The 25348-nt window shown below is 71.8% G+C and carries 22 protein-coding genes and 1 riboswitch; of the genes, 15 read left to right on the forward strand and 7 right to left on the reverse strand.

What is annotated here, in order from left to right; genetic code table 11:
• Positions 1 to 21: 21 nt before the first annotated feature.
• The 5 genes from ACWDR0_RS16905 to gcvT form a co-directional block, all read right to left on the reverse strand.
• On the reverse strand, positions 22 to 726 hold the full coding sequence (locus ACWDR0_RS16905) for an HAD family hydrolase (protein WP_456352455.1): 705 nt from the start codon (positions 724 to 726) through the stop codon (positions 22 to 24).
• 103 nt (positions 727 to 829) lie between these two features.
• Positions 830 to 2197, reverse strand: a complete 1368-nt coding sequence (locus ACWDR0_RS16910; RefSeq protein WP_456352456.1) for an L-serine ammonia-lyase — start codon at positions 2195 to 2197, stop codon at positions 830 to 832.
• 189 nt (positions 2198 to 2386) lie between these two features.
• Positions 2387 to 3646, reverse strand: coding sequence for a serine hydroxymethyltransferase (glyA, locus tag ACWDR0_RS16915; protein WP_456352457.1), 1260 nt, complete (start codon positions 3644 to 3646; stop codon positions 2387 to 2389).
• A 20-nt stretch (positions 3647 to 3666) separates the two neighbouring features.
• Complete coding sequence (gene gcvH, locus ACWDR0_RS16920; protein WP_456352458.1) at positions 3667 to 4044, reverse strand: glycine cleavage system protein GcvH; 378 nt, start codon at positions 4042 to 4044, stop codon at positions 3667 to 3669.
• Positions 4045 to 4195: 151 nt separating this feature from the next.
• Complete coding sequence (gene gcvT, locus ACWDR0_RS16925; RefSeq protein WP_456352459.1) at positions 4196 to 5311, reverse strand: glycine cleavage system aminomethyltransferase GcvT; 1116 nt, start codon at positions 5309 to 5311, stop codon at positions 4196 to 4198.
• A 174-nt stretch (positions 5312 to 5485) separates the two neighbouring features.
• Positions 5486 to 5580, reverse strand: a riboswitch (glycine riboswitch).
• A gap of 450 nt (positions 5581 to 6030) precedes the next feature.
• Between gcvT and ACWDR0_RS16930 the strand changes: the two genes are divergently transcribed.
• From ACWDR0_RS16930 to ACWDR0_RS16980, 11 genes are all read left to right on the forward strand, one after another.
• Positions 6031 to 6822, forward strand: coding sequence for an AAA family ATPase (locus ACWDR0_RS16930; protein ID WP_456352460.1), 792 nt, complete (start codon positions 6031 to 6033; stop codon positions 6820 to 6822).
• Between the two features lie 287 nt (positions 6823 to 7109).
• Complete coding sequence (locus ACWDR0_RS16935; protein ID WP_456352461.1) at positions 7110 to 7955, forward strand: enhanced serine sensitivity protein SseB; 846 nt, start codon at positions 7110 to 7112, stop codon at positions 7953 to 7955.
• A 335-nt stretch (positions 7956 to 8290) separates the two neighbouring features.
• On the forward strand, positions 8291 to 9073 hold the full coding sequence (locus tag ACWDR0_RS16940) for an enhanced serine sensitivity protein SseB C-terminal domain-containing protein (protein WP_456352462.1): 783 nt from the start codon (positions 8291 to 8293) through the stop codon (positions 9071 to 9073).
• Positions 9074 to 9753: 680 nt separating this feature from the next.
• Positions 9754 to 10758 (forward strand): ABC transporter permease, encoded by a 1005-nt coding sequence (locus ACWDR0_RS16945; protein WP_456352463.1) that lies wholly within the window; start codon positions 9754 to 9756, stop codon positions 10756 to 10758.
• Positions 10759 to 10886: 128 nt separating this feature from the next.
• Positions 10887 to 12659: an ABC transporter substrate-binding protein gene (locus ACWDR0_RS16950; RefSeq protein WP_456352464.1), complete on the forward strand. Its 1773-nt coding sequence runs from the start codon at positions 10887 to 10889 to the stop codon at positions 12657 to 12659.
• A gap of 195 nt (positions 12660 to 12854) precedes the next feature.
• Positions 12855 to 13829 (forward strand): ABC transporter permease, encoded by a 975-nt coding sequence (locus tag ACWDR0_RS16955; RefSeq protein ID WP_456352465.1) that lies wholly within the window; start codon positions 12855 to 12857, stop codon positions 13827 to 13829.
• On the forward strand, positions 13826 to 14944 hold the full coding sequence (locus ACWDR0_RS16960; protein ID WP_456352466.1) for an ABC transporter ATP-binding protein: 1119 nt from the start codon (positions 13826 to 13828) through the stop codon (positions 14942 to 14944). Before ACWDR0_RS16955 ends, ACWDR0_RS16960 begins: the two co-directional genes overlap by 4 nt.
• Positions 14941 to 16146, forward strand: a complete 1206-nt coding sequence (locus tag ACWDR0_RS16965) for an ABC transporter ATP-binding protein (protein ID WP_456352467.1) — start codon at positions 14941 to 14943, stop codon at positions 16144 to 16146. The genes ACWDR0_RS16960 and ACWDR0_RS16965 overlap by 4 nt, the downstream gene beginning before the upstream one ends.
• Before the next feature lie 100 nt (positions 16147 to 16246).
• Positions 16247 to 16906 (forward strand): trimeric intracellular cation channel family protein, encoded by a 660-nt coding sequence (locus ACWDR0_RS16970; protein WP_456352468.1) that lies wholly within the window; start codon positions 16247 to 16249, stop codon positions 16904 to 16906.
• 237 nt (positions 16907 to 17143) lie between these two features.
• Positions 17144 to 17989, forward strand: coding sequence for a thioesterase family protein (locus ACWDR0_RS16975; protein WP_456352469.1), 846 nt, complete (start codon positions 17144 to 17146; stop codon positions 17987 to 17989).
• 138 nt (positions 17990 to 18127) lie between these two features.
• On the forward strand, positions 18128 to 19291 hold the full coding sequence (locus tag ACWDR0_RS16980; protein ID WP_456352470.1) for a cysteine desulfurase family protein: 1164 nt from the start codon (positions 18128 to 18130) through the stop codon (positions 19289 to 19291).
• Between the two features lie 174 nt (positions 19292 to 19465).
• Here the strand turns inward: ACWDR0_RS16980 and ACWDR0_RS16985 are convergent, their stop codons facing one another.
• Complete coding sequence (locus tag ACWDR0_RS16985; RefSeq protein WP_456352494.1) at positions 19466 to 20131, reverse strand: N-acetylmuramoyl-L-alanine amidase; 666 nt, start codon at positions 20129 to 20131, stop codon at positions 19466 to 19468.
• Positions 20132 to 20434: 303 nt separating this feature from the next.
• Here ACWDR0_RS16985 and mnmA point away from each other — a divergent pair, with 303 nt between their 5' ends.
• The gene (mnmA, locus tag ACWDR0_RS16990; protein WP_456352471.1) at positions 20435 to 21580 is read left to right on the forward strand and encodes a tRNA 2-thiouridine(34) synthase MnmA; all 1146 of its coding nucleotides are present in this window, start codon (positions 20435 to 20437) and stop codon (positions 21578 to 21580) included.
• 223 nt (positions 21581 to 21803) lie between these two features.
• Here the strand turns inward: mnmA and ACWDR0_RS16995 are convergent, their stop codons facing one another.
• Complete coding sequence (locus ACWDR0_RS16995; protein WP_456352472.1) at positions 21804 to 22601, reverse strand: alpha/beta fold hydrolase; 798 nt, start codon at positions 22599 to 22601, stop codon at positions 21804 to 21806.
• Positions 22602 to 22834: 233 nt separating this feature from the next.
• Here ACWDR0_RS16995 and ACWDR0_RS17000 point away from each other — a divergent pair, with 233 nt between their 5' ends.
• From ACWDR0_RS17000 to ACWDR0_RS17010, 3 genes are all read left to right on the forward strand, one after another.
• On the forward strand, positions 22835 to 23371 hold the full coding sequence (locus ACWDR0_RS17000; RefSeq protein ID WP_456352473.1) for an LOG family protein: 537 nt from the start codon (positions 22835 to 22837) through the stop codon (positions 23369 to 23371).
• A 109-nt stretch (positions 23372 to 23480) separates the two neighbouring features.
• Positions 23481 to 24179 carry an SDR family oxidoreductase gene (locus tag ACWDR0_RS17005; protein WP_456352474.1) on the forward strand — a complete coding sequence of 233 codons (699 nt, stop codon included), beginning with the start codon at positions 23481 to 23483 and terminating at the stop codon, positions 24177 to 24179.
• A 105-nt stretch (positions 24180 to 24284) separates the two neighbouring features.
• On the forward strand, positions 24285 to 25283 hold the full coding sequence (locus ACWDR0_RS17010; protein WP_456352475.1) for a methionine synthase: 999 nt from the start codon (positions 24285 to 24287) through the stop codon (positions 25281 to 25283).
• Positions 25284 to 25348: the final 65 nt, after the last annotated feature.

Genomic DNA, 25348 nt, shown 5'->3' on the forward strand with positions numbered 1-25348 from the left:
GCGGGGCGCATTGGCGTCCCCCTACACGGCCTCGGTTCCGATGAGCCGCAGCAGCCGCGAAGGGTCGGTCAGGTCGCGGATCACATGGTCCGCGCCCGCGTCGGCCAGGTCGGCTGCCGAGGTGGTCCCGGAGGCCACGCCGATCACCCGGGCTCCGCCTTCGCGTCCCGTACGGACGTCCTCCAGCGAGTCCCCGACGATGACGGTGTTGCTCCGGCCGAAGCTGTGGCCGTACCCGGCCCCGGCGCGCCGCTGAGCAACGCCCACCAGGGCTGGGCGGTGCGGATCGTCCGACGCGTACCCGCCGACCGCCGGATCGACCAGGCCGATCAGACCGAACGCCGAGAGCTTGATTTCCGCGCTCGCCCGAAGATTTCCGGTGACGACGGACGGCAGAAGACGGGGCGACTTTCGCACGGCAGAGAGTGACTCGACCGCGCCGGGGAGCAGCAGCCCGTCCGTCGGCATCCTTTCCCGGTGCCGCTCCAACTCCCCGGGCATCAGACCGATGATCCGCCGGGCGAAGGCGTCCACCTGCTCTCCGGGGACACCGTTCACGGTGAGGAGTTCCTTCACCGCCACCGGCATGGTGACACCCGTCCCCTTCGCCGGAAGCCGCTCCGGGGCGCGGCCGACCACCCGCTCGAAGACGGTGCGGTAGACCAGCCGGTCGATGTCGCCGACGTAGAGAAGGGTCCGGTCGATGTCCCACAGGACCAGGATCATGGTGCGGTACGTCCCTTCATGACGGATCCGCCGCGTTCCCGTACAGCCGGTACGGCTCGCGGCGCGGAAGACGTTCAGGTCAGGGACTGCCCGGCGGAACGGCTCAGCACTCGATGATGTTCACCGCGAGCCCGCCCCGCGCCGTCTCCTTGTACTTCACCGACATGTCCGCGCCGGTCTCCTTCATGGTCTTGATGACCTTGTCGAGGGAGACCAGGTGGCTGCCGTCGCCGCGCATGGCCATCTTGGCCGCGGTGACCGCCTTGACGGCCGCCATGCCGTTCCGTTCGATGCACGGGATCTGGACCAGGCCGCCGACCGGGTCGCAGGTCAGGCCGAGGTTGTGTTCCATGCCGATCTCGGCCGCGTTCTCGACCTGGGCGGGGGTGCCGCCGAGGACCTCGGCGAGGGCGCCGGCCGCCATCGAGCAGGCCGAGCCGACCTCGCCCTGGCAGCCGACCTCGGCGCCGGAGATGGAGGCGTTCTCCTTGAAGAGCATGCCGATCGCGCCCGCGGCCAGCAGGAAGCGGACGATGCCGTCCTCGTCGGCGCCCGGGACGAAGTTCATGTAGTGGTGGAGGACCGCCGGGATGATGCCCGCCGCGCCGTTGGTGGGGGCGGTGACCACCCGGCCGCCCGCCGCGTTCTCCTCGTTCACCGCCATCGCGTAGAGGGTGATCCACTCCATCGCGCGGGCCGCCGGGTCGCCCTCGGCGCGCAGCTGGCGGGCGGTCTTCGCGGCCCGGCGGCGGACCTTCAGACCGCCCGGGAGGATGCCCTCGCGGGCCAGACCGCGGGCCACGCAGGCCTGCATGACCTGCCAGATCTCCAGCAGGCCGCCGCGGATCTCCTCCTCGGTGCGCCAGGCCTTCTCGTTCTCCAGCATCAGGGACGAGATGGACAGGCCCGTCTCCTGGGTGAGCCGGAGCAGTTCGTCGCCGGTGCGGAAGGGGTACTTCAGCACGGTGTCGTCGAGCTTGATGCGGTCCTCGCCGACCGCGTCCTCGTCGACGACGAAGCCGCCGCCGACGGAGTAGTACGTCTTCTCCAGAACCGTTTCGCCGTCGGCGTCGTACGCCCGGATCGTCATGCCGTTGGCGTGGTACGGCAGCGCCTTGCGGCGGTGCAGGACGAGGTCCTCGTCGAAGTCGAAGGGGATCTCGTGGGCGCCGACCAGGGTTATCCGGCCGGACTCCCTGATTCGCTCCACCTGCTCGTCGGCGGTCTCCACATCGACGGTGCGCGGGGAGTTCCCCTCCAGGCCGAGCAGGACCGCCTTGGGGGTGCCGTGGCCGTGGCCGGTGGCGCCGAGGGAGCCGTACAGCTCCGCGCGTACGGCGGCGGTATGGGCGAGCAGGCCGTCGTTCTTCAGCCGGCGGGCGAACATCCGCGCCGCCCGCATCGGGCCGACCGTGTGCGAGCTGGACGGGCCGATGCCGATCGAGAACAGGTCGAAGACCGAGATGGCCACGTGTAACTCCTGGTGGTGGGTAGACGCCGTTGTCTGCCGCTTGCGGTGGTGCGGGTGGGGCAGGGGTAAGGCTCTGGGACGGGAACGGTCGGGTTCGGGAGTGCGGCGGGGGCACCGGCTCACCCTTCAGTGTGCGCGATGCCCCCGATGTCCGTCTCTCTCATACATAGGTATGAGAGGGGCGGATTACTACAGGCCGGGGTAGAGCGGGTGCCGGTCCGCCAGGGCGGTCACCCGGGCGCGCAGGGCCGTGGCGTCGTAGCCGGGCTTCAGCGTCTCCGCGATGATGTCGGCGACCTCGCGGAAGTCGTCCGCCCCGAAGCCCCGGGTGGCCAGGGCCGGCGTGCCGATCCGCAGGCCCGAGGTGACCATCGGCGGCCGCGGGTCGTTCGGGATCGCGTTCCGGTTGACCGTGATGCCGACCTCGTGGAGCCGGTCCTCGGCCTGCTGGCCGTCCAGCTCGGAGTGGCGCAGGTCGACCAGGACCAGGTGCACGTCGGTGCCGCCGGAGAGCACGGAGACGCCGTGTTCGGTGACGTCCTCCTTCACCAGGCGCTCGGCCAGGATCTTCGCGCCGTCCAGGGTGCGCTGCTGGCGGTCCTTGAACTCCTCCGAGGCGGCGACCTTGAAGGAGACGGCCTTCGCCGCGACCACATGCTCCAGCGGGCCGCCCTGCTGGCCCGGGAAGACCGCGGAGTTGATCTTCTTGGCCAGCTCGGCCGTGGAGAGGATCACACCGCCGCGCGGGCCGCCCAGGGTCTTGTGGGTGGTCGTGGTCACGACATGGGCGTGCGGCACCGGGTTCGGGTGCAGCCCGGCCGCGACCAGACCCGCGAAGTGGGCCATGTCGACCATCAGATACGCGCCCACCTCGTCCGCGATCCGGCGGAAGGCGGCGAAGTCGAGCTGCCGCGGGTAGGCGGACCAGCCCGCGACGATCAGCTTGGGCCGGGACTCCTTGGCCAGCCGCTCGACCTCGGCCATGTCGACCTGGCCGGTGGCGTCGTCCACGTGGTAGGCGACCACGTTGTAGAGCTTGCCCGAGAAGTTGATCTTCATGCCATGGGTCAGGTGCCCGCCGTGCGCGAGGTTCAGACCCATGATCGTGTCGCCGGGCTTCAGCAGCGCGAACATCGCGGCCGCGTTGGCCTGGGCACCCGAGTGGGGCTGGACATTGGCGTGCTCGGCGCCGAACAGCTCCTTGACCCGGTCGATGGCGATCTGCTCGATCACGTCGACGTGCTCGCAGCCGCCGTAGTAGCGGCGGCCGGGGTAGCCCTCGGCGTACTTGTTGGTCAGGACCGAACCCTGGGCCTCCATCACCGCGACCGGCGCGAAGTTCTCGGAGGCGATCATCTCCAGCGTGGACTGCTGGCGGTGGAGCTCGGCGTCGACGGCGGCGGCGACATCCGGGTCCAGCTCGTGGAGGGAGGTGTTGAGAAGCGACATATCGGTAGGTATCCCTGTCGTCAGCTCTTGGTGAAGTCGGCGTACTCGTCGGCGGAGAGCAGATCGTCCGGCTCCTCCGCCACACGCACCTTGAACAGCCAGCCGCCCTCGAAGGGTGCGCTGTTCACCAGCGAGGGGTCGTCCATCACGTCCTGGTTGATCTCGGTGACCTCGCCCGACACGGGGGAGTACAGGTCACTGACGGACTTGGTGGACTCCAGCTCGCCGCAGGACTCGCCCGCGGCGACCTGGGCGCCCACTTCGGGAAGCTGCGCGAACACGACGTCACCGAGCGCGTTGGCCGCGAACTCGGTGATCCCGACCGTCGACACGCCGTTCTCGGCGGCCGTCAGCCACTCGTGCTCCTTGCTGTAGCGAAGCTGCTGGGGGTTGCTCATGGGGTGAATTCTCCTGTACGCGGACGGTGCGGATGGACGGACCCGGGGGCGCGGCGACGTGCGTCTGGTCACGTCCCGCGGGAAGGGAGGGAGAGAAGGGAAGCAGGGAGGGGGAGAGGGGAAGGAACGAGGGGCGAGGGGGAGCGGGGGACTACTTGGCGCGGCGGTAGAAGGGAAGCGCCACGACCTCGTAGGGCTCGTGCGTACCGCGGATGTCGACCCCGACCCCGGCGGTGCCGGGCGCGGCGTGCGCCGCGTCCACGTACGCCATGGCGATCGGCTTGCCGAGGGTCGGGGAGGGGGCGCCGGAGGTGACCTCGCCGATCACCGTGCCGTCGGCCACCACCGGGTAACCGGCGCGCGGCACCCGGCGGCCCTCGGCGACCAGGCCCACGAGGACGCGCGGCGGCGCTTCCGCGGCCCGCCCGGCGGCGGCCTCCAGCGCCGTGCGCCCGACGAAGTCGCCCGGCTTCTCGAACTTGACCACCCGGCCGAGCCCGGCGTCGAAGGGGGTGAGCGCGGTGGTCAGCTCGTTGCCGTAGAGCGGCATCCCGGCCTCCAGGCGGAGGGTGTCCCGGCAGGACAGTCCGCAGGGCACCAGGCCGACACCGGACCCGGCCTCGGTCAGCGCCCGCCACAGGCCCTCCGCGTGCTCGGGCGCCACGAAGAGTTCGAAGCCGTCCTCGCCGGTGTAGCCGGTACGGGCGATCAGCGCGGGCACCCCGGCGACCGTGCCCGGCAGCCCCGCGTAGTACTTCAGACCGTCGAGGTCGGCGTCGGTGACGGACTTCAGGATGCCGGGGGCCTCCGGGCCCTGGACGGCGATCAGGGCGTAGGCGTCGCGGTCGTCGCGCACCTCCGCGTCGAAACCGGCCGCCCGCTCGGTCACCGCGTCCAGTACGGTCTGCGCGTTGCCCGCGTTCGCCACCACCAGGTACTCGGTGTCACCCGTGCGGTAGACGATCAGGTCGTCGAGGATGCCGCCGTCCTCGCGGCAGATCATCGTGTAGCGGGCGCGGCCGGCGCCGATCGACGCGATGTTGCCGACCAGCGCGTGGTCCAGCAGCGCCGCCGCCTCCGGGCCCGAGACCGTGATCTCGCCCATGTGGGAGAGGTCGAAGAGCCCGGCCCGGGTCCGTACGGCCTGGTGCTCTTCCCGCTCGCTGGCGTACCGCAGCGGCATGTCCCAGCCCGCGAAGTCGGTCATGGTCGCGCCGAGCGAGCGGTGCAGGGCGTCGAGGGCGGTACGGCGGGGGGCAGTGCTCATGGACGGGTTCTCCCAGGCATGACGGATTCCATGACGACGAGGACGTTCCTCCCCATCTGTCATCGGAACCTGAGAGGTTCGTCGCGACCCGGCGTACGGATGGCGTACGACGGAAAGGGCGCGACTTGCACCTTGGGTGGGGCCGACGGACGCGGCCCGCTTTTCAGATCTGCCTCATCGCACGCGGTACGGGGCCTGAGAGATTCAAGGGAGGAACTTGCTCCTTCGGCGCCCGGAGTCGTGCTCCGGGTCTCTCCCGCGCGGATTCAAACGGCCGGTATGCAGTTGGCGCGCACATCATTGCACGCAGAACGGGAAGTGCGGGAGCCCCGGAGCGGTTGTTCTCCGTACCGGGCCGGTCGCCGGGCCGGTCGCCGGACGGTGGCCGGACGGTGGTACGGGTGCCCTGGTCATGGCCGCACGGCGGGAGCGGCGCGCGGCGGGGCGCGCGGGATCCGGCGTACGGACCGGCGTACGGCGCGCCGTTCCGGAACCGGGAACCGGGACGGGTGTCGGGCTGCTCTTACCGGGGAAAACGCCGCTGTGCGGGGCGAAGGCGGGAGAAACACGCGACACGACAGGAGGAACGTGAGACGGATCCAAGGAACAAGATGGGAAATGCCGGAAAAATCGCTTGCATCTCATTACCATTTCTTTACGGTCCGTTGATGCTCCATGGGCATGTGTGTGGTTGATCCGACATGGGGGAGGAGGGTGTGATGACGTTGCAGCGCTCCGGTGCCTACGCCACGACCGCGGGGGTGCCCGCCCAGCCGGGCGCACCTGTGCGGGAGCGGGTGGGCGCGCACGCGCCGCCCGTACTGCGAGATCTGCGGGGCCGCTCGGGCCGGGGCCCGCGGGCCCTCACCTTCGCGGCGGGTGATCTCGTGGTGGTCTCCGGGCTGCCCGGCAGCGGAAAGTCCACCCTGATCGGCAGGGCGGTCGCCGCCGGTGCCGGTGCGACTGCGGGTTCCGGTTCCGGTTCCGGTTCTGTGGTGCAGGGAGGGGCCGGGGCCGTAGCCGCCGCGGCCGACCGTGCGGCGGGCGGCTCCGGAGGGCCCGCTGCCGCGCTCGGGATCGACTCGCAGGACACCCGTGACCGCTGGGACGCCTCGGTGCCCCGGTTCCTCCCGTACGCCCTCTACCGTCCCTTCGTCCGCCTGGCCCACTACGCCGGGCTGCGCCGGGCGCTGCGCTCCGGGCGGAGCGTCGTCGTCCATGACTGCGGCACCCAGGCGTGGGTACGGCGCTGGCTGGCCCGTGAGGCCCGCCGCAGAGGCACCGGGCTCCATCTGATGCTCCTCGACGTCCCGCCGGAGGTGGCCCGGCAGGGCCAGCGGGAGCGCGGGCGCGGTGTCTCCGGATACGCCTTTGCCCGCCACCGGCGGGCCGCGGGGCGGCTGATCGCCGATGCCGAGGCGGGCCGGGCTCCGGCGGGCTGTGCCTCGGTGATCCTGCTGGACCGCCCCGCCGCGACCGCGCTCACCCGGATCGGCTTCACCGCCGGATAGCCGGATAGCCGGATAGCCGGATACCGGATCGGAGGTTCGGCGGTTCGGCCGGTCGGCCGGATCGGGGGACGGGTCGTCGCCGGGCCGCCGGAGCACCGGGCGCGGGCCCGGCTGCCCGGTGCCGTGACGGTTCCGTTCCCGGGACGCCGGGCCGGCCGGGGGAGTGCCGGTACGTGCCCGGCCCCGTGGCCGTGGACGGCCCCGCCCCCGACCCGCCCGGCACCACTAGAGTCGTCGCGCACACCGAGCGGGGACCCGGCGGGCCGGGGGAGAGGGCGAGAACAGGGATGAACGTGCCGGAGCAACTGGACCCGCAGCCTTACGGAGGGGCCCAGCCGCCCCCGTACGGCGGCCCCTACCCGGCCTGGCCGGTCAACGAGCTGGAGCAGACCCTGGCCGCCGCCGTGGGCGACCCGGCCGCGGGCGCCCGGCTGGTCGAGGTGCTCGGCCGCAGCCGGGTCTGGATACCCCTGCCCAACGGGGGCGGGCCCGACAGCCGCGAGCTCGACCTGCCGATGGTCGAGATCGACGGGGCGGCGTACGTCCCGGTGTTCAGCTCCGAGGAGCAGTACCGCGCCTGCGTCGGCGACCATGTCTCGTACACCGTCGCGCCCGCCCGCGAGTTCGCCCGCGGACTCCCGCCCCAGGTGGGCATCGCGCTCAACCTGGACGGGACCGCCGGGATCCCGCTGCCGCCGCCCGCGGTCGCCGAGCTGTGCCGGTCCGGGCACACCCCGCTGGACGGCCCGGCGGCCGGCGGCCGGGTCCGGCTCTTCGAACCCGACTGGCAGGACGATCCGGTGGACTTCCTGGCCGCCGCCTCGGCGGAGTTCGCGGCGACCGGTGTGGTGGCCACCGCGCGCCGGGCGCTGGCCTCCGTCGAGGGCGACGACCCCGCCCTCTTCGTCGGCGTCCAGCTCTTCCCCGCCGGAACCCCGGAGACCGCCCTCGACGCCCTCGGCCGCGCCCTGGGCCGCAGTGCGGTCCGCTGGCCGGTGAACCTGGTCTTCCTGGACCTGACCGAGGACCCGCTGGCCGACTGGCTCCGTACCGCGGTACGGCCCTTCTTCGAGGGCGAGCTGCGGCTTCGCGGCGGCGCACGCACCGGCGGACAGGCCGGGTCCGGACAGTAGCGCCGTCCGCCCGGAGGGCGTCGCGGGCCGGGCGGGGCTCCGCGGACACGGCCTTGGCACCGGAGCAGCGGAGGGCCCGGCCCGTACGCCCGGACCCTCCGCCACCGGTCCGCCACCGGTCCGTGAACGGGCCCGTCGCCGGCCGGTCGGCCGGGCCCGGCCCCGTATGCCACGGGCCCTCCGTCCGGTCCGCGGGGAACCGCCCGTCCGCCCCGCCTCGTCCCCCGAGGACATCACCAAACGAAGGGGCGCGCCGTAAGCTGGGGGCGGTCCGGCCCGCGGGCCCGGGGGTACGGACGACAGTCGGGACCAGAGCACCAGAGGGGCGGAACAGGGTGAGCGCGTCAGGCACGGCCGCGGCCGGGCAGATCGAGCACATGCTCCGCCAGGTGACCCCGGGGCGCTACGACGCGTACGAGGCACTGCTCGCCGCCCTCGCCGATCCCGCCGCCGGACGGGTCTGGATGCTCCTGTGGAACGGCCGCCCCGGCTCCCCGGACGCCCAGTACGGCAATCTGGAGGTCGACGGCTTCGGCTACGCGCCCGCCGTCACCTCGGCACAGGAGCTGTCCGCCTCCCACTGGAACCGCGCCCACGAGGTGGCCAGCGGGCTCGACATCGCCCGCGCCCTCTACCCCGACCGCTGGGGGATCTGGCTCAATCCGCACGCTCCCGGCGGCGGGGTCGGCATCCCCTGGACGGATCTCCGGCGGATCGCGACCGGGCTCGACCGGATGCCCGCGGGCCCGCTCAGGCTCTCCGAACCGGCGCTGGACATCCCCCAGTTCTACGCCCTGCTGGCGCGCAACGCCCATCACACCCCGGCCGTCCGCTCCCTGCGCCGCGCCTGGGTGCAGCCCGCGCTCGGCGCGCCGTATCTGGCCATCGGGCTGGACCTGTACGACACCAGCCGTCCCTCGGTGGACGCGGTGCGGGCGATGATGCAGCAGTCCATCGCGGCGGTTCCCGACGGGCTGCCGGTGTCCACGGTCGCCCTCTCGGACGAGTACGACCCCGTGGGGATGTGGCTGCTGGCCCATGCCCGGCCGTTCTACGACCGAGAGGTGCATGCCGCGCCCGGCGCCGACGGCTACGGCTATCCGCCGGCCGGCCGCTGACCGGAGGCCGTCGCCCCCGGGGCCGCCCGCCCGGCCGTCACCCTGCCTGCCGGACCGTCTCCCGTACCGCCCGGAACCACCCCCGGGGCCTCCGCCCATGACCGCCGCGGCCCGGGGCCCGTGGTGACGGACTGTCACCCCACGACCGCCCCCTCGCCCGGAATCCAGCATTCCGAGGAGGGTTCCGGCCGGTGGACGGGTGGTCGGTACACCCTGACCGGCCGACGGACGGCCGAATGTCGTGCACCTGTTCGGCAATTCTCGGAATGATCTATTCCGCCAAAGGTTTCCCGTCAAGATCATGTTCAGGTAGATGAATGATCGAGTGTCCGCCTCGATGTTCCTTCGAATCGCAGGGCGACAACTGTCCGATAATCGGAAACTGGCTCAACTGTCCTCGGTGTCACGGAAGATGACGTCCCGCTCAGCCGCCGAATCCGTCCGGATAACGGATCCCCTCACCATGCATCACGTTTGGGCAACCATTGGCCGGGAGGTCTGGCGAGTGATCGCGCGACCGTTGAAGACTCCCGCACCAAGGGGTCATTCGTCCCCGCGTGCCGCCGGGCCAAACGTACGTCTCGTACCAACTGCTCCACGCGCACCAGATGTTGTGAAAGAAGCCGCTACAGCGGCGGGTACGGGCCGGTCACCTCCGGCCGAGAGGGGTCCCCACCACGATGACGGCACCAATGCACGACACGAGCGCGGACGCGGAGAAGACCGCGACCGCCGATGTCGCGGCGGCTGTAGTCAAGAAGTCGGTCGAAGGGCGGTCGCTAAGGCAGATCGCCTGGTCCCGCCTGAAGCGGGACAAGCTGGCGCTGGCAGGCGGCATCGTTGTCATCTTCCTCGTGCTCGTCGCGGTCTTCGCCCCGCTGATCGTCGATCTCTTCGGCCATCCGCCGAACAAGTTCCACCAGGACAAGCTGGACCCGCTCTTCAACACCCCCAAGGGTGACTTCGGCGGCATCAGCTCCGAACACCTGCTGGGCGTCGAGCCGAACACCGGCCGCGACGTCTTCAGCCGGGTGGTCTACGGGGCCCGGATCTCGCTGCTGGTGGCCTTCCTCGCGGCCGTCGTCGCCGTGGCCCTCGGCACGATCTTCGGCATCGTCGCCGGCTACTTCGGCGGCTGGGTGGACGCGGTCATCAGCCGGGTGATGGACATGCTGCTCTCCTTCCCGCAGCTGCTCTTCATCATCTCGCTGGTCGCGGTGCTGCCCAACGATCTCTTCGGACTGACCGGCTCCAGCGTCAGAATCACGATCCTGGTCGCGGTGATCGGCTTCTTCGGCTGGCCGTACGTCGGACGCATCGTGCGCGGCCAGACCCTCTCGCTGCGGGAGAAGGAGTACGTCGAGGCCGCCCGCAGCCTGGGCGCGGGCCGCCGCTACGTCCTCTTCAAGGAGCTGCTGCCCAACCTGGTGGCCCCGATCACCGTCTACGCCACCCTGATGATCCCCACCAACATCCTCACCGAGGCCGCGCTCAGCTTCCTCGGGGCCGGGGTCCGGCCGCCGACCGCGTCCTGGGGCCAGATGCTCTCCACCGCGGTCAAGACCTACGAGTCCGACCCGACCTTCATGGTGATCCCCGGACTGGCGATCTTCATCACGGTGCTGGCCTTCAACCTCTTCGGCGACGGCGTGCGGGACGCGCTCGACCCCAAGGGCACCCGGTGAGCACCCCCGGCGGCCCCGCCCGGCCGCCGCAGACAACTGAACGTGCCCCTGCCAGACCTGTCAGGCGGCTCCCCGATGGTTTCCCGGCGTCGAGCAGGGACCGCGCTACTCCGGAGGTTGCAACAACCATGACTCCCCAACGTTCGTCGAGGCCCGGGCGTATCGCCGTGGCGGCCCTCGTTGTGGCCGCCCTCACGGGCACCGCGGCGTGTGGTGGCGGTGGCGACGACGACAAGGCAGGCGGCAAGGGCGCCGGCTTCAACGCCGGTGCCAAGGGCATCGCCAACGCGTCCACCAAGACGGGCGGCACCCTGAAGTTCATCGGCAAGCAGGACCTGGACTCCGCCGACCCGACCCGCCAGTACTACGGCATGGCCTGGGACTTCTCCCGGTTCTACTCGCGTCAGCTGGTCAGCTACGCCACCAAGCCGGGCGCCGCCGGTGCCGAGCTGGTGCCCGACCTGGCCGCCGGCAAGGCCGTCATCACCAACGGCGGCAAGACCTACACGTACAAGCTGCGTGACGGGATCACCTGGGAGGACGGCTCCCCGATCACGTCCAAGGACATCAAGTACGGCATCCAGCGCGTCTGGGCGACGGACGTCCTGCCCGGCGGCCCCGCCTACCTGCGCCAGGTCCTCGACCCGGCCAACACGTACAAGGGCCCGTACAAGGACACCACCCCGGACAAGCTCGGCCTGAAGGCCATCCAGACGCCGGACGACAAGACCATCGTCTTCAACCTGCCCAAGGCCAACGGCGACTTCGAGCAGATGCTCGCCATGCCGGCCGGCTCGCCGGTGAAGAAGGAGAAGGACACCGGCGCGCAGTACCAGCTGAAGCCGTTCTCCTCGGGCCCGTACAAGTTCGAGAAGTACGAGCCGAAGAAGAGCATCAGCCTGGTCCGCAACGACAAGTGGGCGAAGGCGTCCGACCCGATCCGCCCGGCCCTGCCGGACAAGATCACGGTCACCATCAACTCCAACATCGAGGCCATCGACGAGCTGCTCATCAAGGGCGAGTACGACCTCGACCTGAACGCCACGGGCATGGGCCAGGCCGGCCGTACCAAGGCGCTCAAGGAGCACAAGGACAACGTCGACAACATGACGACGTCCTTCGTCCGCTACGTGGACATCGTCAGCACCCTCGCGCCGTTCGACAACATCGAGTGCCGCAAGGCGGTCATCTACGCGACCGACTTCGCCTCCATCCAGCAGGTCCGCGGCGGCCCGCAGGCCGGTGGCGACATCGCCCCCAACATGCTGCCGAAGGACGTCAAGGGCGCCGACGACTACGACCCGTTCGGCGTGCTGGCGCGCAAGGGCAAGCCGGACACCGCCAAGGCCAAGGAAGCACTCACCAAGTGCGGCAAGCCGGGCGGCTTCTCCACCAACATCAGCGCCCGCAGCAACAACCCGGGTGAGGTCCAGGCCGCCGAGGCGCTCCAGGAGTCGCTGTCCGCGGTCGGCATCAAGACCCAGGTCGACCCGATCGACGGCGCCGAGTCGTCGAGCATCACCGGCTCGCCCGCGGTCGTCAAGCAGCGCAACCTCGGTCTGATCATGACCGGCTGGGGCCCGGACTTCCCGACCGGCCAGGGCTTCTCGCAGCCGATCATCGACGGCCGCTTCATCGCGGACAACGCGAACTACAACATGTCGCAGACGAACGACCCGAAGATCAACAAGTTCTTCGACGACGCGCTGCTGGAGACCGACCCCAACAAGGCCGGTGAGATCTACAAGAAGATGAACCACGCCGTCTCGGACCTCGCCGTCCAGATGCCGCTCGTCTACGAGAAGAACATCACCTGGCGCAGCTCGCGGCTGACCAACGCCTACTCCACCGCGGCATACAGCGGTCGCTACGACTACGTCACCCTCGGCGTCGTCAAGTAGTCCGCCGCTCCCGAGGATCCCGGTGGTGACCCGCAGCCCGACGGCGCGGGTCACCACCGGCACCACCCCACCATCGCCCAACCCGCCAGTCCCGAAGGGCAGGTGATGGCCTCGGGCGGCGGCCGCGGAGTCCGTGACCCGGACTCCGCGGCCGCCGCCGGGCCGCGCACAGTGCTTGCTTATGTCATCCGGCGATTGTTCGCCGTCGCCATGATGCTGTTGGTCGTGACCCTGACGACCTTCGTCATCTTCTTCGTGCTCCCCAAGTGGGCCGGTTCCGATCCGGCGTACCTCTTCGCCGGGAAGCAGGCCGACCCCGCCGCGATCGAGGGCATCCGGAAGAAGCTGGGTCTCGCCGATCCGGTACTGGTGCAGTTCTGGAACTTCGTCCAGGGCATCGTCACCGGCCGGGAGTACGCCAACGGCACCGACGTCACCAAGTGCCCTGCCCCCTGCTTCGGCTACTCCTTCCGTACCGAACAGGCCGTCTGGCCGCAGCTGACCGAGGCGATCCCGGTCACCCTGTCGCTGGCGGGCGGCGCCTGTCTGCTCTGGGTCGTCGGCGGTGTCTCCGCCGGTGTGGTCTCCGCGCTGCGCCGCGGCACCATCTGGGACCGGGCCGCGATGACGGTCGCCCTGGCCGGTGTCTCGCTCCCCATCTACTTCACCGGTCTGATCTCGCTGGCCGTCTTCAGCTGGCAGCTCGACTGGGTCAGCGGCGAGTACTCGGCCTTGGCGGACGACCCCGCCCAGTGGTTCCAGAGCCTGATCCTGCCGTGGATCACCCTGGCCTTCCTGTACGCCGCGATGTACGCCCGGCTCACCCGCGCCACCATGCTGGAGATCATGGGCGAGGACTACATCCGGACCGCCCGGGCCAAGGGGCTCACCGAGCGGGTCGTCATCGGACGGCACGCCATGCGCTCCACCTGGACCCCCGTGCTCACCCTCCTCGGGCTGGACCTCGGCGCGCTGCTCGGCGGCGCCGTGCTGACGGAGTCCACCTACAACCTGCCCGGGCTCGGCAAGCTCGCCATCGAGTCGATCAGCTCCAAGGACCTTCCGCTGATCCTCGGTGTCACCCTGATCGCCGCCCTGTTCATCTGTGTCGCGAACCTCGTCGTGGACATGCTGTACGCCGTCGTCGACCCGCGAGTGAGGATCGGATGACCGAGTCGAAGAAGCCCGGGGCCGCGGAGGCCCCGGCCACCGCGCCCGGCGAGGTCGCCCCTGCCGGGTCCCCCGCGCCGACCGCGTTTCTGGAGGTCCGCGATCTGCGCGTGCACTTCCCGACCGACGACGGCCTGGTCAAGTCCGTCGACGGGCTGAGCTTCCGGCTGGAGAAGGGCAAGACCCTCGGCATCGTCGGCGAGTCGGGCTCCGGCAAGTCCGTGACCTCGTTGGGGATCATGGGCCTGCACACCGCCGGGCAGCACGGCCGCGGCAGGGCCCGGATCTCGGGCGAGATCTGGCTGGACGGCCGGGAACTCCTCGGCTCCGACCCGGACGAGGTGCGCAAGCTCCGCGGCCGGCAGATGGCGATGATCTTCCAGGACCCGCTCTCCGCGCTGCACCCGTACTACACCATCGGCCGGCAGATCGTGGAGGCCTACCGGGTCCACCACGACGTCGACAAGAAGGTCGCCAGGACCCGGGCGATCGAAATGCTGGACCGGGTCGGCATCCCGCAGCCCGACAAGCGTGTCGACAGCTATCCGCACGAGTTCTCCGGCGGGATGCGCCAGCGGGCGATGATCGCGATGTCGCTGGTCAACAACCCCGAGCTGCTGATCGCCGACGAGCCGACCACCGCGCTCGACGTGACCGTCCAGGCCCAGATCCTCGACCTGATGCGCGACCTCCAGAAGGAGTTCGGCTCCGCGGTCGTCATCATCACCCACGACCTCGGCGTGGTCGCCGAACTCGCGGACGACATCCTGGTGATGTACGGCGGACGCTGTGTCGAGCGCGGCCCGGCCGAGAAGGTCTTCTACGAGCCCCAGCACCCCTACACCTGGGGCCTGCTGGGCTCCATGCCGAGGATCGACCGCGACCAGACCGAGCGGCTGATCCCGGTCAAGGGCTCCCCGCCCAGCCTGATCAACATCCCCGACGGCTGCGCCTTCAACCCGCGGTGCCCGTACGCCGACGTGCCCAAGGACAATGTGACGCGCACCGTCCGTCCCGAACTCCAGGAGGTGGGCGGCCGGCACTTCTCCGCCTGCCACATGGCCGAGGAGGAGCGGACGCGGATCTGGACCGAAGAGATTGCGCCCAAGCTGTGACTGACAACGTGAAGATTCCCCAGCAGGCCGACCGGTCCGGTACGGACGACCGGCCCGAGGCGCTGCTCAAGGTCGAGGGCCTGGTCAAGCACTTCCCGATCCGCGAGGGGCTGCTGCGGCGGCAGACCGGGGCCGTCCAGGCGGTCGACGGACTGACCTTCGACGTCCGTCCCGGCGAGACCCTGGGCGTGGTCGGCGAGTCCGGCTGCGGCAAGTCGACCATGGGACGGCTGATCACCCGGCTGCTGGAGCCGACCGGCGGGCGGATCGAGTTCCAGGGGCACGACATCACCCATCTCGGGACGGCGGGGATGCGCCCGCTGCGCCGGGACGTCCAGATGATCTTCCAGGACCCCTATTCCTCGCTGAACCCCCGGCACACCATCGGCACCATCGTCTCGGCGCCTTTCCGGCTCCAGAAGATCGAACCGGAAGGGGGCGTGAAGAAGGAGGTCCAGCGGCTGCTGGGGCTCGTCGGTCTCAACCCCGAGCACTACAACCGCTATCCGCACGAGTTCTCCGGCGGCCAGCGCCAGCGCGTCGGTATCGCCCGGGCGCTGGCCCTAAAGCCCAAGCTGGTGGTCGCGGACGAGCCGGTGTCGGCGCTGGACGTGTCGATCCAGGCGCAGGTGGTCAATCTGCTCGACGACCTCCAGGACGAGCTGGGCCTCACCTATGTGATCATCGCGCACGACCTCTCCGTGATCCGCCATGTCTCGGACCGGATCGCGGTGATGTACCTCGGCAAGATCGTCGAGCTGGCGGACCGCAAGTCGCTCTACGAGACGCCGATGCATCCGTACACCAAGGCGCTGCTGTCGGCCGTGCCGGTGCCGGACCCGCGGCGGCGCGGGGCCAAGAGCGACCGGATCCTGCTCAAGGGCGATGTCCCCTCGCCGATCGCACCGCCGCCGGGCTGCCGCTTCCACACCCGCTGCTGGAAGGCGACGGAGCTGTGCCGGACGCAGGAGCCCCCGCTGGTCGAGCTGCGCCCGGGGCAGCAGGTCGCCTGCCACCACCCGGAGAACGCCGAGGACCGGGCGCCGGGCGATACCGCCCTGGCATCGGCGCGGGAGGCGGTCGAGATCGTCACCGCGGTGCCGAAGGCGGCGGAGGAACCGGCCGGGGAGTCCCCGGAGAGCGCTCCGGAGACCGGCGGCGAGACCGGTGCCCCGGCGGGCCCGGAGGACACCGGGAAGTAGGGAGTTTCTTTCGGATCGAGCCCGGCAAGATCCGAGAGAGACGACCTGGTCCGCGGCCGGGGAACGGAGCGGGGGCCGGACGAAGCGGCACAATCGTCCGGTGCTCCAAGAATTCTTCACGCCCTCCGTCCAGCATGCGCTCGACCTCGCCGGAATCTTCGTCTTCGCGATCTCCGGCGCCCTGCTCGCCGTCCGCAAGAACTTCGACGTCTTCGGAATGGCGGTCCTGGCCGAGGTCACCGCGCTGGGCGGGGGGCTGCTCCGCGATCTGATCATCGGGGCCGTCCCGCCGGCGGCCTTCACCGATCTCGGGTACTTCCTGATGCCGCTGGTCGCCACGGCCCTCGTCTTCTTCCTCCACCCCGTTGTGGAGCGCATCCAGTCGGGGGTCAATGTCTTCGACGCCGCCGGACTCGGCCTCTTCTGTGTCACCGGCACCACCAAGGCGTACGAATACGGACTCGGCCTCACCTCCTCCGCCGTGCTCGGCGTGGCCACCGCGGCGGGCGGCGGTGTACTGCGGGACGTACTGGCGAACGAGGTGCCCTCGCTGCTGCGCTGGGACCGCGATCTGTACGCGGTCCCCGCGATCGTGGGCGCGACGATGGTCGCCCTCTTCATCCAATTCGACACCCTCAACGCCGTGACCAGCTCACTGGCCGCGCTGACCGCCTTCGCCATCCGGCTGCTGGCGATGCGCTTCCACTGGCGGGCGCCCCGCGCCTGGAACCGCCGCTCCACCGCGGTCGAGGAGGTCTGAGCGGCCGGGCGCACGGGCCGCCTGCCGGACCGGCACGGCCGGGGGGTGCGGCACGCGGGAGGCAGCGGCAGGGAGGCCGGGTGCTGATGCCGGTGCCTCGGCGCCGATCCTCCCCGGCCCGGTCGTACCGGCCCGGTCGTACCGGCCCGGCCGCACGGCCCGCCCGGAGATCCCTGTCCCGGAGATCCCCGACTCCAAAAGCTACCGCTTAGTATTTCCCTGTTGTACGGTGCGGCCATGGCACAGGCAGCTCAGGCGCAGATAGGCAACAGCGAGTTCGACCGCGATACCGCCGTGGTCCGGCGGGAACCCGGTGTCTACGACGCCAGTCTCTCGGCGGGCTGGACGATCCTCCATGCCGTCAACGGCGGCTATCTGCTCGGGCTGCTCGGCCGTGCCCTCGGGGACGCCCTGCCCCACCCCGACCCCTTCACCCTCTCCGCCCACTTCGTCAGCGCCTGCACCCCCGGCCCCGCGGTGATCCGCACCCAGACCGTCCGGGCCGGCGGCACCCTCTCCACCGGGCAGGCCTCGCTCTTCCAGCCGGACGAGGACGGCCGGGAGGTCGAACGCATCAGGGTGCTCGCCACCTACGGCGACCTCGACGGGCTCTCCGGCGACATCCGCACCTCCGCCGTCCCGCCCGCGCTGCCGCCCCGGGAGCAGTGCCTGGGCCCCGCCGACGCCCCCGGCCTCGACCTCTCCCGCACCTGGGCGATCCTGGGCCGCCTCGATATCCGGCTGGACCCCGCCACCGTCGGCTGGGCCCTCGGCGCCCCCTCCGGCAAGGGTCAGGTCCGAGGCTGGTTCGCCCTGGCCGACGGCCGTGACCCGGACCCCCTCTCCGCCCTCGCCACCGTCGACTTCTTCCCGCCCACCTCCTTCGACCTCGGCCTGCCGGGCTGGACCCCGACCGTCGAACTCACCGCCCATATCCGCTGCCGCCCCGCCCCCGGGCCGCTCCGGGTGGCGATCTCCACCCGCAACCTCGCCGGAGGCTTCCTGGAGGAGGACGCCGAGGTCTGGGACAGCGCGGACCGGCTGGTGGCCCAGTCCCGCCAGCTGGCGAAGGCGCCCCGCTGAGCGCGGTCGCACCCCGTGGAGGGCGGCCGCCCCGCCCCGGTGCGCCCGCCGTACCGCACCCCGGCGGGTCCGGTCGCCGGGCTTACCCCCACGCGCCGCAGATGCACCCCCTCCCTGCCTCGTAGAATCAAGGCCACCATGGCCTACCTCGACCACGCCGCGACCACTCCGATGCTGCCGGAGGCCATCGAGGCGATGACTGTCCAGCTCGGCGCGTTCGGCAACGCGTCCGCGCTCCACGCCGCCGGACGGCGGGCCCGCCGTACCGTCGAAGAGGCCCGCGAGGCCCTCGCCGACGCCCTCGGCGGCCGCCCGAGCGAGGTGGTGTTCACCTCGGGCGGCACCGAGGCGGACAACCTCGCCGTCAAGGGCCTCTACTGGCAGCGCCGCGACGCGGACCCCGCCAGGACCCGGGTCCTGGCGAGCCCCGTCGAGCACCACGCCGTCCTCGACGCCGTCGACTGGCTCGGCGAGCACGAGGGCGCGACCGTCGAGTACCTGCCGGTCGACGCCTACGGCCGGGTGCACCCCGAGGCCCTCCGCGAAGCCGTCGAGCGCAACCCCGACGACATCGCCCTGGTGACCGTGATGTGGGCCAACAACGAGATCGGCACGATCATGCCGGTCGCCGAACTCGCCGCCGTGGCCCGTGAGTACGGCATCCCGATGCACGCGGACGCGGTCCAGGCATTCGGCCAGCTCGAAGTGAGCTTCGCCGACTCCGGACTTGCGGCCATGACGGTCTCCGGCCACAAGATCGGCGGGCCCTACGGCATCGGCGCGCTGCTCCTGGGCCGCGACTACGCCCCCGTCCCCGTCCTGCACGGGGGCGGCCAGGAGCGCCATGTCCGCTCCGGGACCCTGGATGTCCCCGCCATCGCCTCCTTCGCCGTGGCCGGCCGGCTGGCCGCCGAACGCCGCCCGGAGTTCGCCCGCAGGATCGGCTCCCTCCGGGACCAGCTGGTCCGGTCCGTACTCGACGCGGTGCCGGACGCGGTCCTCGGCGGCGACCCCAAGGACCGGCTCCCGGCCAATGCGCATTTCTCCTTTCCCGGTTGCGAGGGCGACTCGCTGCTGCTGCTCCTGGACGCACAGGGCATCGAGTGCTCCACGGGGTCGGCCTGTACGGCCGGGGTGGCCCAGCCCAGCCATGTCCTCCTCGCCACCGGCACCGACCCCGACCTGGCGCGAGGGACCCTTCGCTTCACCCTCGGCCGCACCTCCACCACGGCGGATGTGGAGGCGCTTGCGAAGGCGATCGGGCCGGCGGTCGACCGGGCCCGGACGGCGGGTCTGAGCTGAGCATCCCCCGTCCGGCGGCCGTTCAGCTCCCCCTGGCGACAACACGCCACAACCGGAACAGGAACCCCCGCCCCCGCTGACCGGTACGTCCTTTCCGGGCCCGGAACGAGGCCCGGGCCCGGAGCCGGAGAACCGCCCCGGCCCCGGGCCACGGCCCCCCCGGCGTACCACGCCCTAGGACTTCACCGCCCCCGCCGCCGCCTTCTCGGCCGCCGCGCGGGCCCCCGGCAGAGCCGCCCGCACCAGCGCTATATAGCGGTCCCAGTCCCAGTGCGGCCCCGGGTCGGTATGGTCCGTCCCCGGCACCTCCACATGCCCGATGATGTGCTCCCGGTCCGCGGGCAGGTCGTACCGGACACAGATCCCCGCCGTCAGCTTCGCCGACGACGCGTACATCGCGTCCGTGAAGTCCTTCTTCCGGTGGACGAAACCCTCGTGCTCGATACCGATGCTGCGCTCGTTGAAGGAACGATTTCCCGCATGGAAGGCCACATCCAGCTCGCGGATCATCTGGGCCACCCGGCCGTCCTTCCCCACGATGTAGTGCGTGGCGGCCCCGTGGCCGGGGTTCTTGAAGACCCGCACGGCCGAGGGGAAGCTCCCCTGCACCACATGGATGATCACGCGGTCGATGCGGTAGTCGTCTGGGCGGTCGGCCAGCCGCCAGTTCGCCCGTGCCGCCGGGGTCCACTCCGCACCCGCGTAGTCCAGCTCCCCCTCCTTGCGCGGTTTGGACATCCCCGGCACCCGCCACCACATGCTCGTCAGCGACTCCCGGGCCAGCACACCGCCGCCGACCAGCACGGCCGCGCTTCCCAGCAGCAGCCCCCGCCGGCCGATCCGGCGGCCGCCGCGGCCGTCCGCACCGCCCCTGCCCTCCTCCGTACGCCTGCGGCGCCCCCGGCCGTGACCGGTGCCCCGGCTCCCGCCGGCACCGTCCCGTCCGTCCCGTCCGTCCCCGCCACCCCGTCCGTCCGATGCCCCCGGCGCTTCGCCGTGGCCCGTACCGCTGTGACCACGGTCACCACCGCCCCCACCGGTACTGCTGGGACGCCCGTTCTCCGGCTCCGCTTCGTTCTCCATGTCTCCTACGACGCATACTCGCGAGCTCTCGTTTCACGAGGACCGTACCCTTGTAGAGCTATGACTCAGACGACTCCCCAGCGCCCCCTCCGGGTGCTCGCCGCCATGTCGGGCGGCGTGGACTCCGCCGTCGCCGCCGCCCGCGCCGTCGAGGCGGGCCACGACGTGACCGGAGTGCACCTCGCGCTCTCGGCGAACCCGCAGTCCTTCCGTACCGGCGCCCGCGGCTGCTGCACCATCGAGGACTCGCGCGACGCGCGCCGTGCCGCCGATGTGATCGGTATCCCCTTCTACGTCTGGGACCTCGCCGAACGTTTCCGCGAGGACGTGGTCGAGGACTTCATCGCCGAGTACGAGGCGGGCCGCACCCCCAACCCGTGTCTGCGCTGCAACGAGAAGATCAAGTTCGCCGCGCTGCTCGACAAGGCGCTGGCCCTCGGCTTCGACGCGGTCTGCACCGGCCACTACGCCACCGTCGTGCTCACCGCGGACGGCGGCCGGGAGCTGCACCGCGCCAGCGATATGGCCAAGGACCAGTCGTACGTCCTCGGGGTGCTGGACGAGCGCCAGCTCGCCCATGCGCTGTTCCCGCTCGGGGACACCCTCACCACCAAGGACGAGATCCGCGCCGAGGCCGAACGCCGCGGGCTGGCCGTGGCGAAGAAGCCCGACAGCCACGACATCTGTTTTATCGCCGACGGCGACACCCAGGGCTTCCTCGCCGACCGCCTGGGCCGGGCCGAGGGCGACATCGTCGACGAGTCCGGCACCCGGCTGGGCACCCACGACGGAGCCTTCGGCTTCACCATCGGCCAGCGCAAGGGCCTGCGGATCGGCCGTCCGGCACCGGACGGCAAGCCGCGGTACGTCCTCGACATCTCGCCCGTGAACAACACCGTGACCGTCGGTCCCGCCGAGGCACTGGACGTCACGGAGCTGACCGCGATCCGCCCCCGCTGGTGCGGCGCGGCCCCCGAAGGGCCGGGGGAGTACACCGCGCAGCTGCGCGCCCACGGCGGCGAGACCCCGGTGACGGCCGTCGTGACCGGCGGCGAGCTGCGGGTCGTCTTCGCCGAGCCGGTGCGGGGCGTCGCCCCCGGGCAGGCGATCGTCCTCTACGACGGCACCCGCGTCGTCGGATCGGCCACCATCTCCGCCACCCGGCGGGCCGCCGCCCCGGCCGCGTCCGCCGCACCGGCGGGCTGAGCCCCCGGGGCCGCGACGGACACCCCGGGAGGGCCGTCCGCGTCGGCCGGCGGCCCCGCCGGAGCGAGTGCCCGTACCCGGCCCCGACAACGGTCCGGGTCGGCGGACACCCCGGGCGGACACCCGGCCCCGGACTCCTGGGGAAGCGCCGGGACCGGGCGGCTCAGGGCGCCCCGCGGCCCCGGGAAGCCACCGGGACGGGGCCGGACGCGGGCCGGGCGGCTCAGGGCGCGAAGAACGTCTCCAGGACGGGCGCGAGGACATACGGCGACGGCTCGTGCGTCTGCCCCGTCAGGGTCCGGTGCCTGCCCCGCGGCAGCGCGTCGGCCACCAGCTTCGCCGCCTCGCGCACCGCCGCGGGACTGGCCCCGCCGTCCGTGACCATCACCCGTACCGGCACCTCGTGCAGCAGCCGTAGCGGGACCGAACCGTCACCGGTGACCGCGTCGTCGTACGGCAGGGTGTGCGCCACCGCCTCCAGACCGGGCCAGACCGGCGAGCGGCGCATCCGCATCACCAGCTCGTCGGGCGTCCCGATCCGGCGCAGGTGGAGCGCCAGCGCGTCCCCCGGCCGCCCCCGGGCCACCAGCTCCCGGGTGCGCGCCACATGCGCCCCGGGCGCGCGCCCCGGCCGCAGCGCCGGATCGTACGGAGGCTCGTAGACCGACAGATGCGCGACGGGTACGCCGGCGGCCGCCGCCCGCAGCGCCAGCGCGCCGCCCGACGCCGTACCGTGCACCCGGGCCCGGCCGCCCGCCGCGCCGACGACGGCGGCCAGATCCTCGATCTCGCGCTCCACGGCGTATCCGGCGCGGTCACCGCTGCCGCCCCGCCCGCGCCGGTCGTAGGTGAACACGGTGAAGCGCGCCGCGAGCAGGCCGGCCAGCGCCGCGTCGCTCGCGGCCGTCGCCAGGGCACCGCCCACCAGGACCAGCGGGGGGCCGTCGCCGCGCCGCTCGTACGCGAGGGGCGTCCCGTCCGCGGACCGTACCCGTTCGAGAGTCCGGATCGTCTTCTCCATGCGAGTGCTGACCGGCCCGCGGTGCCCGACTCATCGCTGCGCGGAAAAATTTTCCGGGCCGGCTTCCGGCACGTCCTTTCCGGGCGCCCGAACGGCCGCCCCGCTGCTGCCCTTTCCCGGTCGCCGCCCCCCCGTGCCGTACCCCGTTCAGGCCGCCCGCGCGCCCCGCCCGACCCGTGCTCCGGCCCTGTTTCCGCTGGTCGGAGCGGTAGGGCGTCCCGTACGGTGGCGCCATGAGAATCTGTGTCTTCCTCTCCGCCGCCGACCTCGACGAGCGGTACACCCGTCCCGCCCGGGAGTTCGCCGAACTGCTCGGCAAGGGGGGTCACACCCTGGTGTGGGGCGGTTCCGAGAGCGGGCTGATGAAGGTCGTCGCCGACGGGGTACGGGAGACGGGCGGCCGGCTCGTCGGGGTCTCGGTGGACTTTCTCTCCGCCTCCGCACGCGCCGACGCCGACGAGATGGTGGTCGCCCGGGACCTGGCGGAGCGGAAGGCACTGCTGCTGGCGAAGGCCGACGCCGTGGTGGTGATGGTGGGCGGTACCGGAACGCTCGACGAGGCCACCGAGATCCTGGAGTTGAAGAAGCACGGCCATACGGACAAGCCGGTGGTGCTGCTCAACACCGCGGGCTTCTACGACGGGCTGAAGACCCAGTTCCGGCGGATGGACGCGGAGGGCTTCCTTCCGGTCCCCCTGGCCGATCTGGTGTTCTTCGCCGACGAGCCGCTTCCGGCGCTGCTGTACCTGGAAGAGGCCCTCGGCCGCTGACCGCACCGCCGGAGCGGGCCGCCGCGGCGCGCGCCCCGGCGGCACCCGGTGGCCCGGATACGCGACCGCCCCGGCACCCGGTGGCCCGGGCCCGGCGCGGAGTGCGAGCATGGCCGTCATGACCACGCACCTGATCACCGGGGCCGGCTCGGGCATCGGCGCCGCCGTCGCCCGGCGGCTCCACGACCGCGGCGACGAACTCGTCCTGCTGGCCCGCGACGCCGGGCGCGCCCGCGAGATCGCGGCCCGGTACCCCGGCGCCCGCACCCTCGTGGCCGATCTCGCCGAGCCCGACCGGATCTCCTGGGCCCTGTCGCACCAGCAGGTGCCGGACCGGATCGACACGCTGGTGCACAGCGCGGGCGTCGTCGACCTCGGCCCGGTCGGCGAGCTGACCCCCAAGGCCTGGCACCACCAGCTCAACACCAATCTGATCGCCCCCGCCGAGCTGACCCGGCTCTTCCTGCCGCAACTGCGCGTCACCCAGGGGCACGTCGTCTTCGTGAACTCCGGCGCCGGGCTCAACGCCCACCCCGAATGGAGCGCGTACGCCGCCTCCAAGCACGGGCTCAAGGCCCTGGCCGACTCGCTCCGCGGCGAGGAGCACGCCAACGGTGTCCGGGTGACCTCCGTCTACCCCGGCCGTACCAGCAGCCCCATGCAGGCCAAGGTCCATTCCCAGGAGGGCCGGGAGTACGACCCCGACCGCTGGATCGCCCCGGAATCGGTCGCTACGGCGGTGCTGACCGCGATCGACCTGCCCCGGGACGCCGAGATCAACGACCTCAGCGTGCGCCCCGGCCGCTGAGCGCCGCCCGCCGCCCCGCCCGTCCCCGTCCCAGGCCCGCCCCCGCCTCCGCCCCGGCGCAGGTCCGGAGCGGGGCGGGCCCGGGCGGGCACGTACCCTTCCGGGGTGAGCGAGAAGAGCGACTTCCCCCGGGGCGCGGCCACCGGAGTGGGATCCCTGCCCGGCGGCGACGCCCGTGAGGCGGCGAAGACCGTCACCGGGTCCTTCGAGGCCTTCCCCCATCTCCCGGAGCTGCCCGCCCGCGGCCCCGGCGCCGACATGATCGGGCGGACCCTCGGCCTGCTCGTCGAGATGTACGCCCATGTCGAGCCCAGCGGCTGGCGGGTGAGCGACCGGCCCGGCCGGGACACCCGCCGGGCCCGCTCCTGGCTGGGCGAGGACCTGGACGCCCTGGAGGAGTTCACCCAGGGCTACGAGGGAGTGCTGAAGGTCCAGGCGGTCGGCCCCTGGACGCTCGCCGCCTCGCTGGAACTGCGCACCGGGGAGTCCGCGCTCGGCGACCCCGGCGCCTGCCGCGACATCACCGCCTCCCTGACCGAGGGGCTCCGTACGCATCTGGCCGAGGTACGGCGGCGGGTCCCGGGCGCCCGGGTCGTCCTCCAGCTCGACGAGCCCTCCCTCACCGCCGTACTGCGCGGACAGGTCCGCACCGCGAGCGGCTACCGCACCCACCGGGCGGTGGACCGGCAGGTGGTGGAGGCGGCGCTGCGCGAGGTGATCGGCGACCGGACCGTCCTCGTCCACTCCTGTGCGCCGGACGTGCCCGTCGCCCTGCTGCGCCGGGCCGGGGCCGCGGGCATCTCGCTGGACTTCGGACTCCTCACCGAGCGTGACGAGGAGGCGATCGGGGAAGCGGTGGAAGGCGGGACGACACTCTTCGCGGGAGTCGTGCCCTCCACCGACACCGGATTGTCGGACCCGGCAGGTAGCGTCATGGGTGTCAGGACGCTGTGGCGCAGGCTGGGGCTGAATCCGGGGACGCTGAGCGGTTCCGTGGTCATTACCCCGACCTGTGGGCTGGCGGGTGCCTCACCGGCGTACGCCCGGGCCGCACTCGCCCACTGCGTCCGGGCCGCACGTTCGCTCGCGGACAACCCTGAGTAACCACTCGGGGTGGTAGTGGGGGCGGCGGGCGCAGCGTGACGGGTGACCGGCCAGAGCCGGCGAAT

The sequence above is a fragment of the Streptomyces sp. NPDC003691 genome, assembly GCF_053981115.1.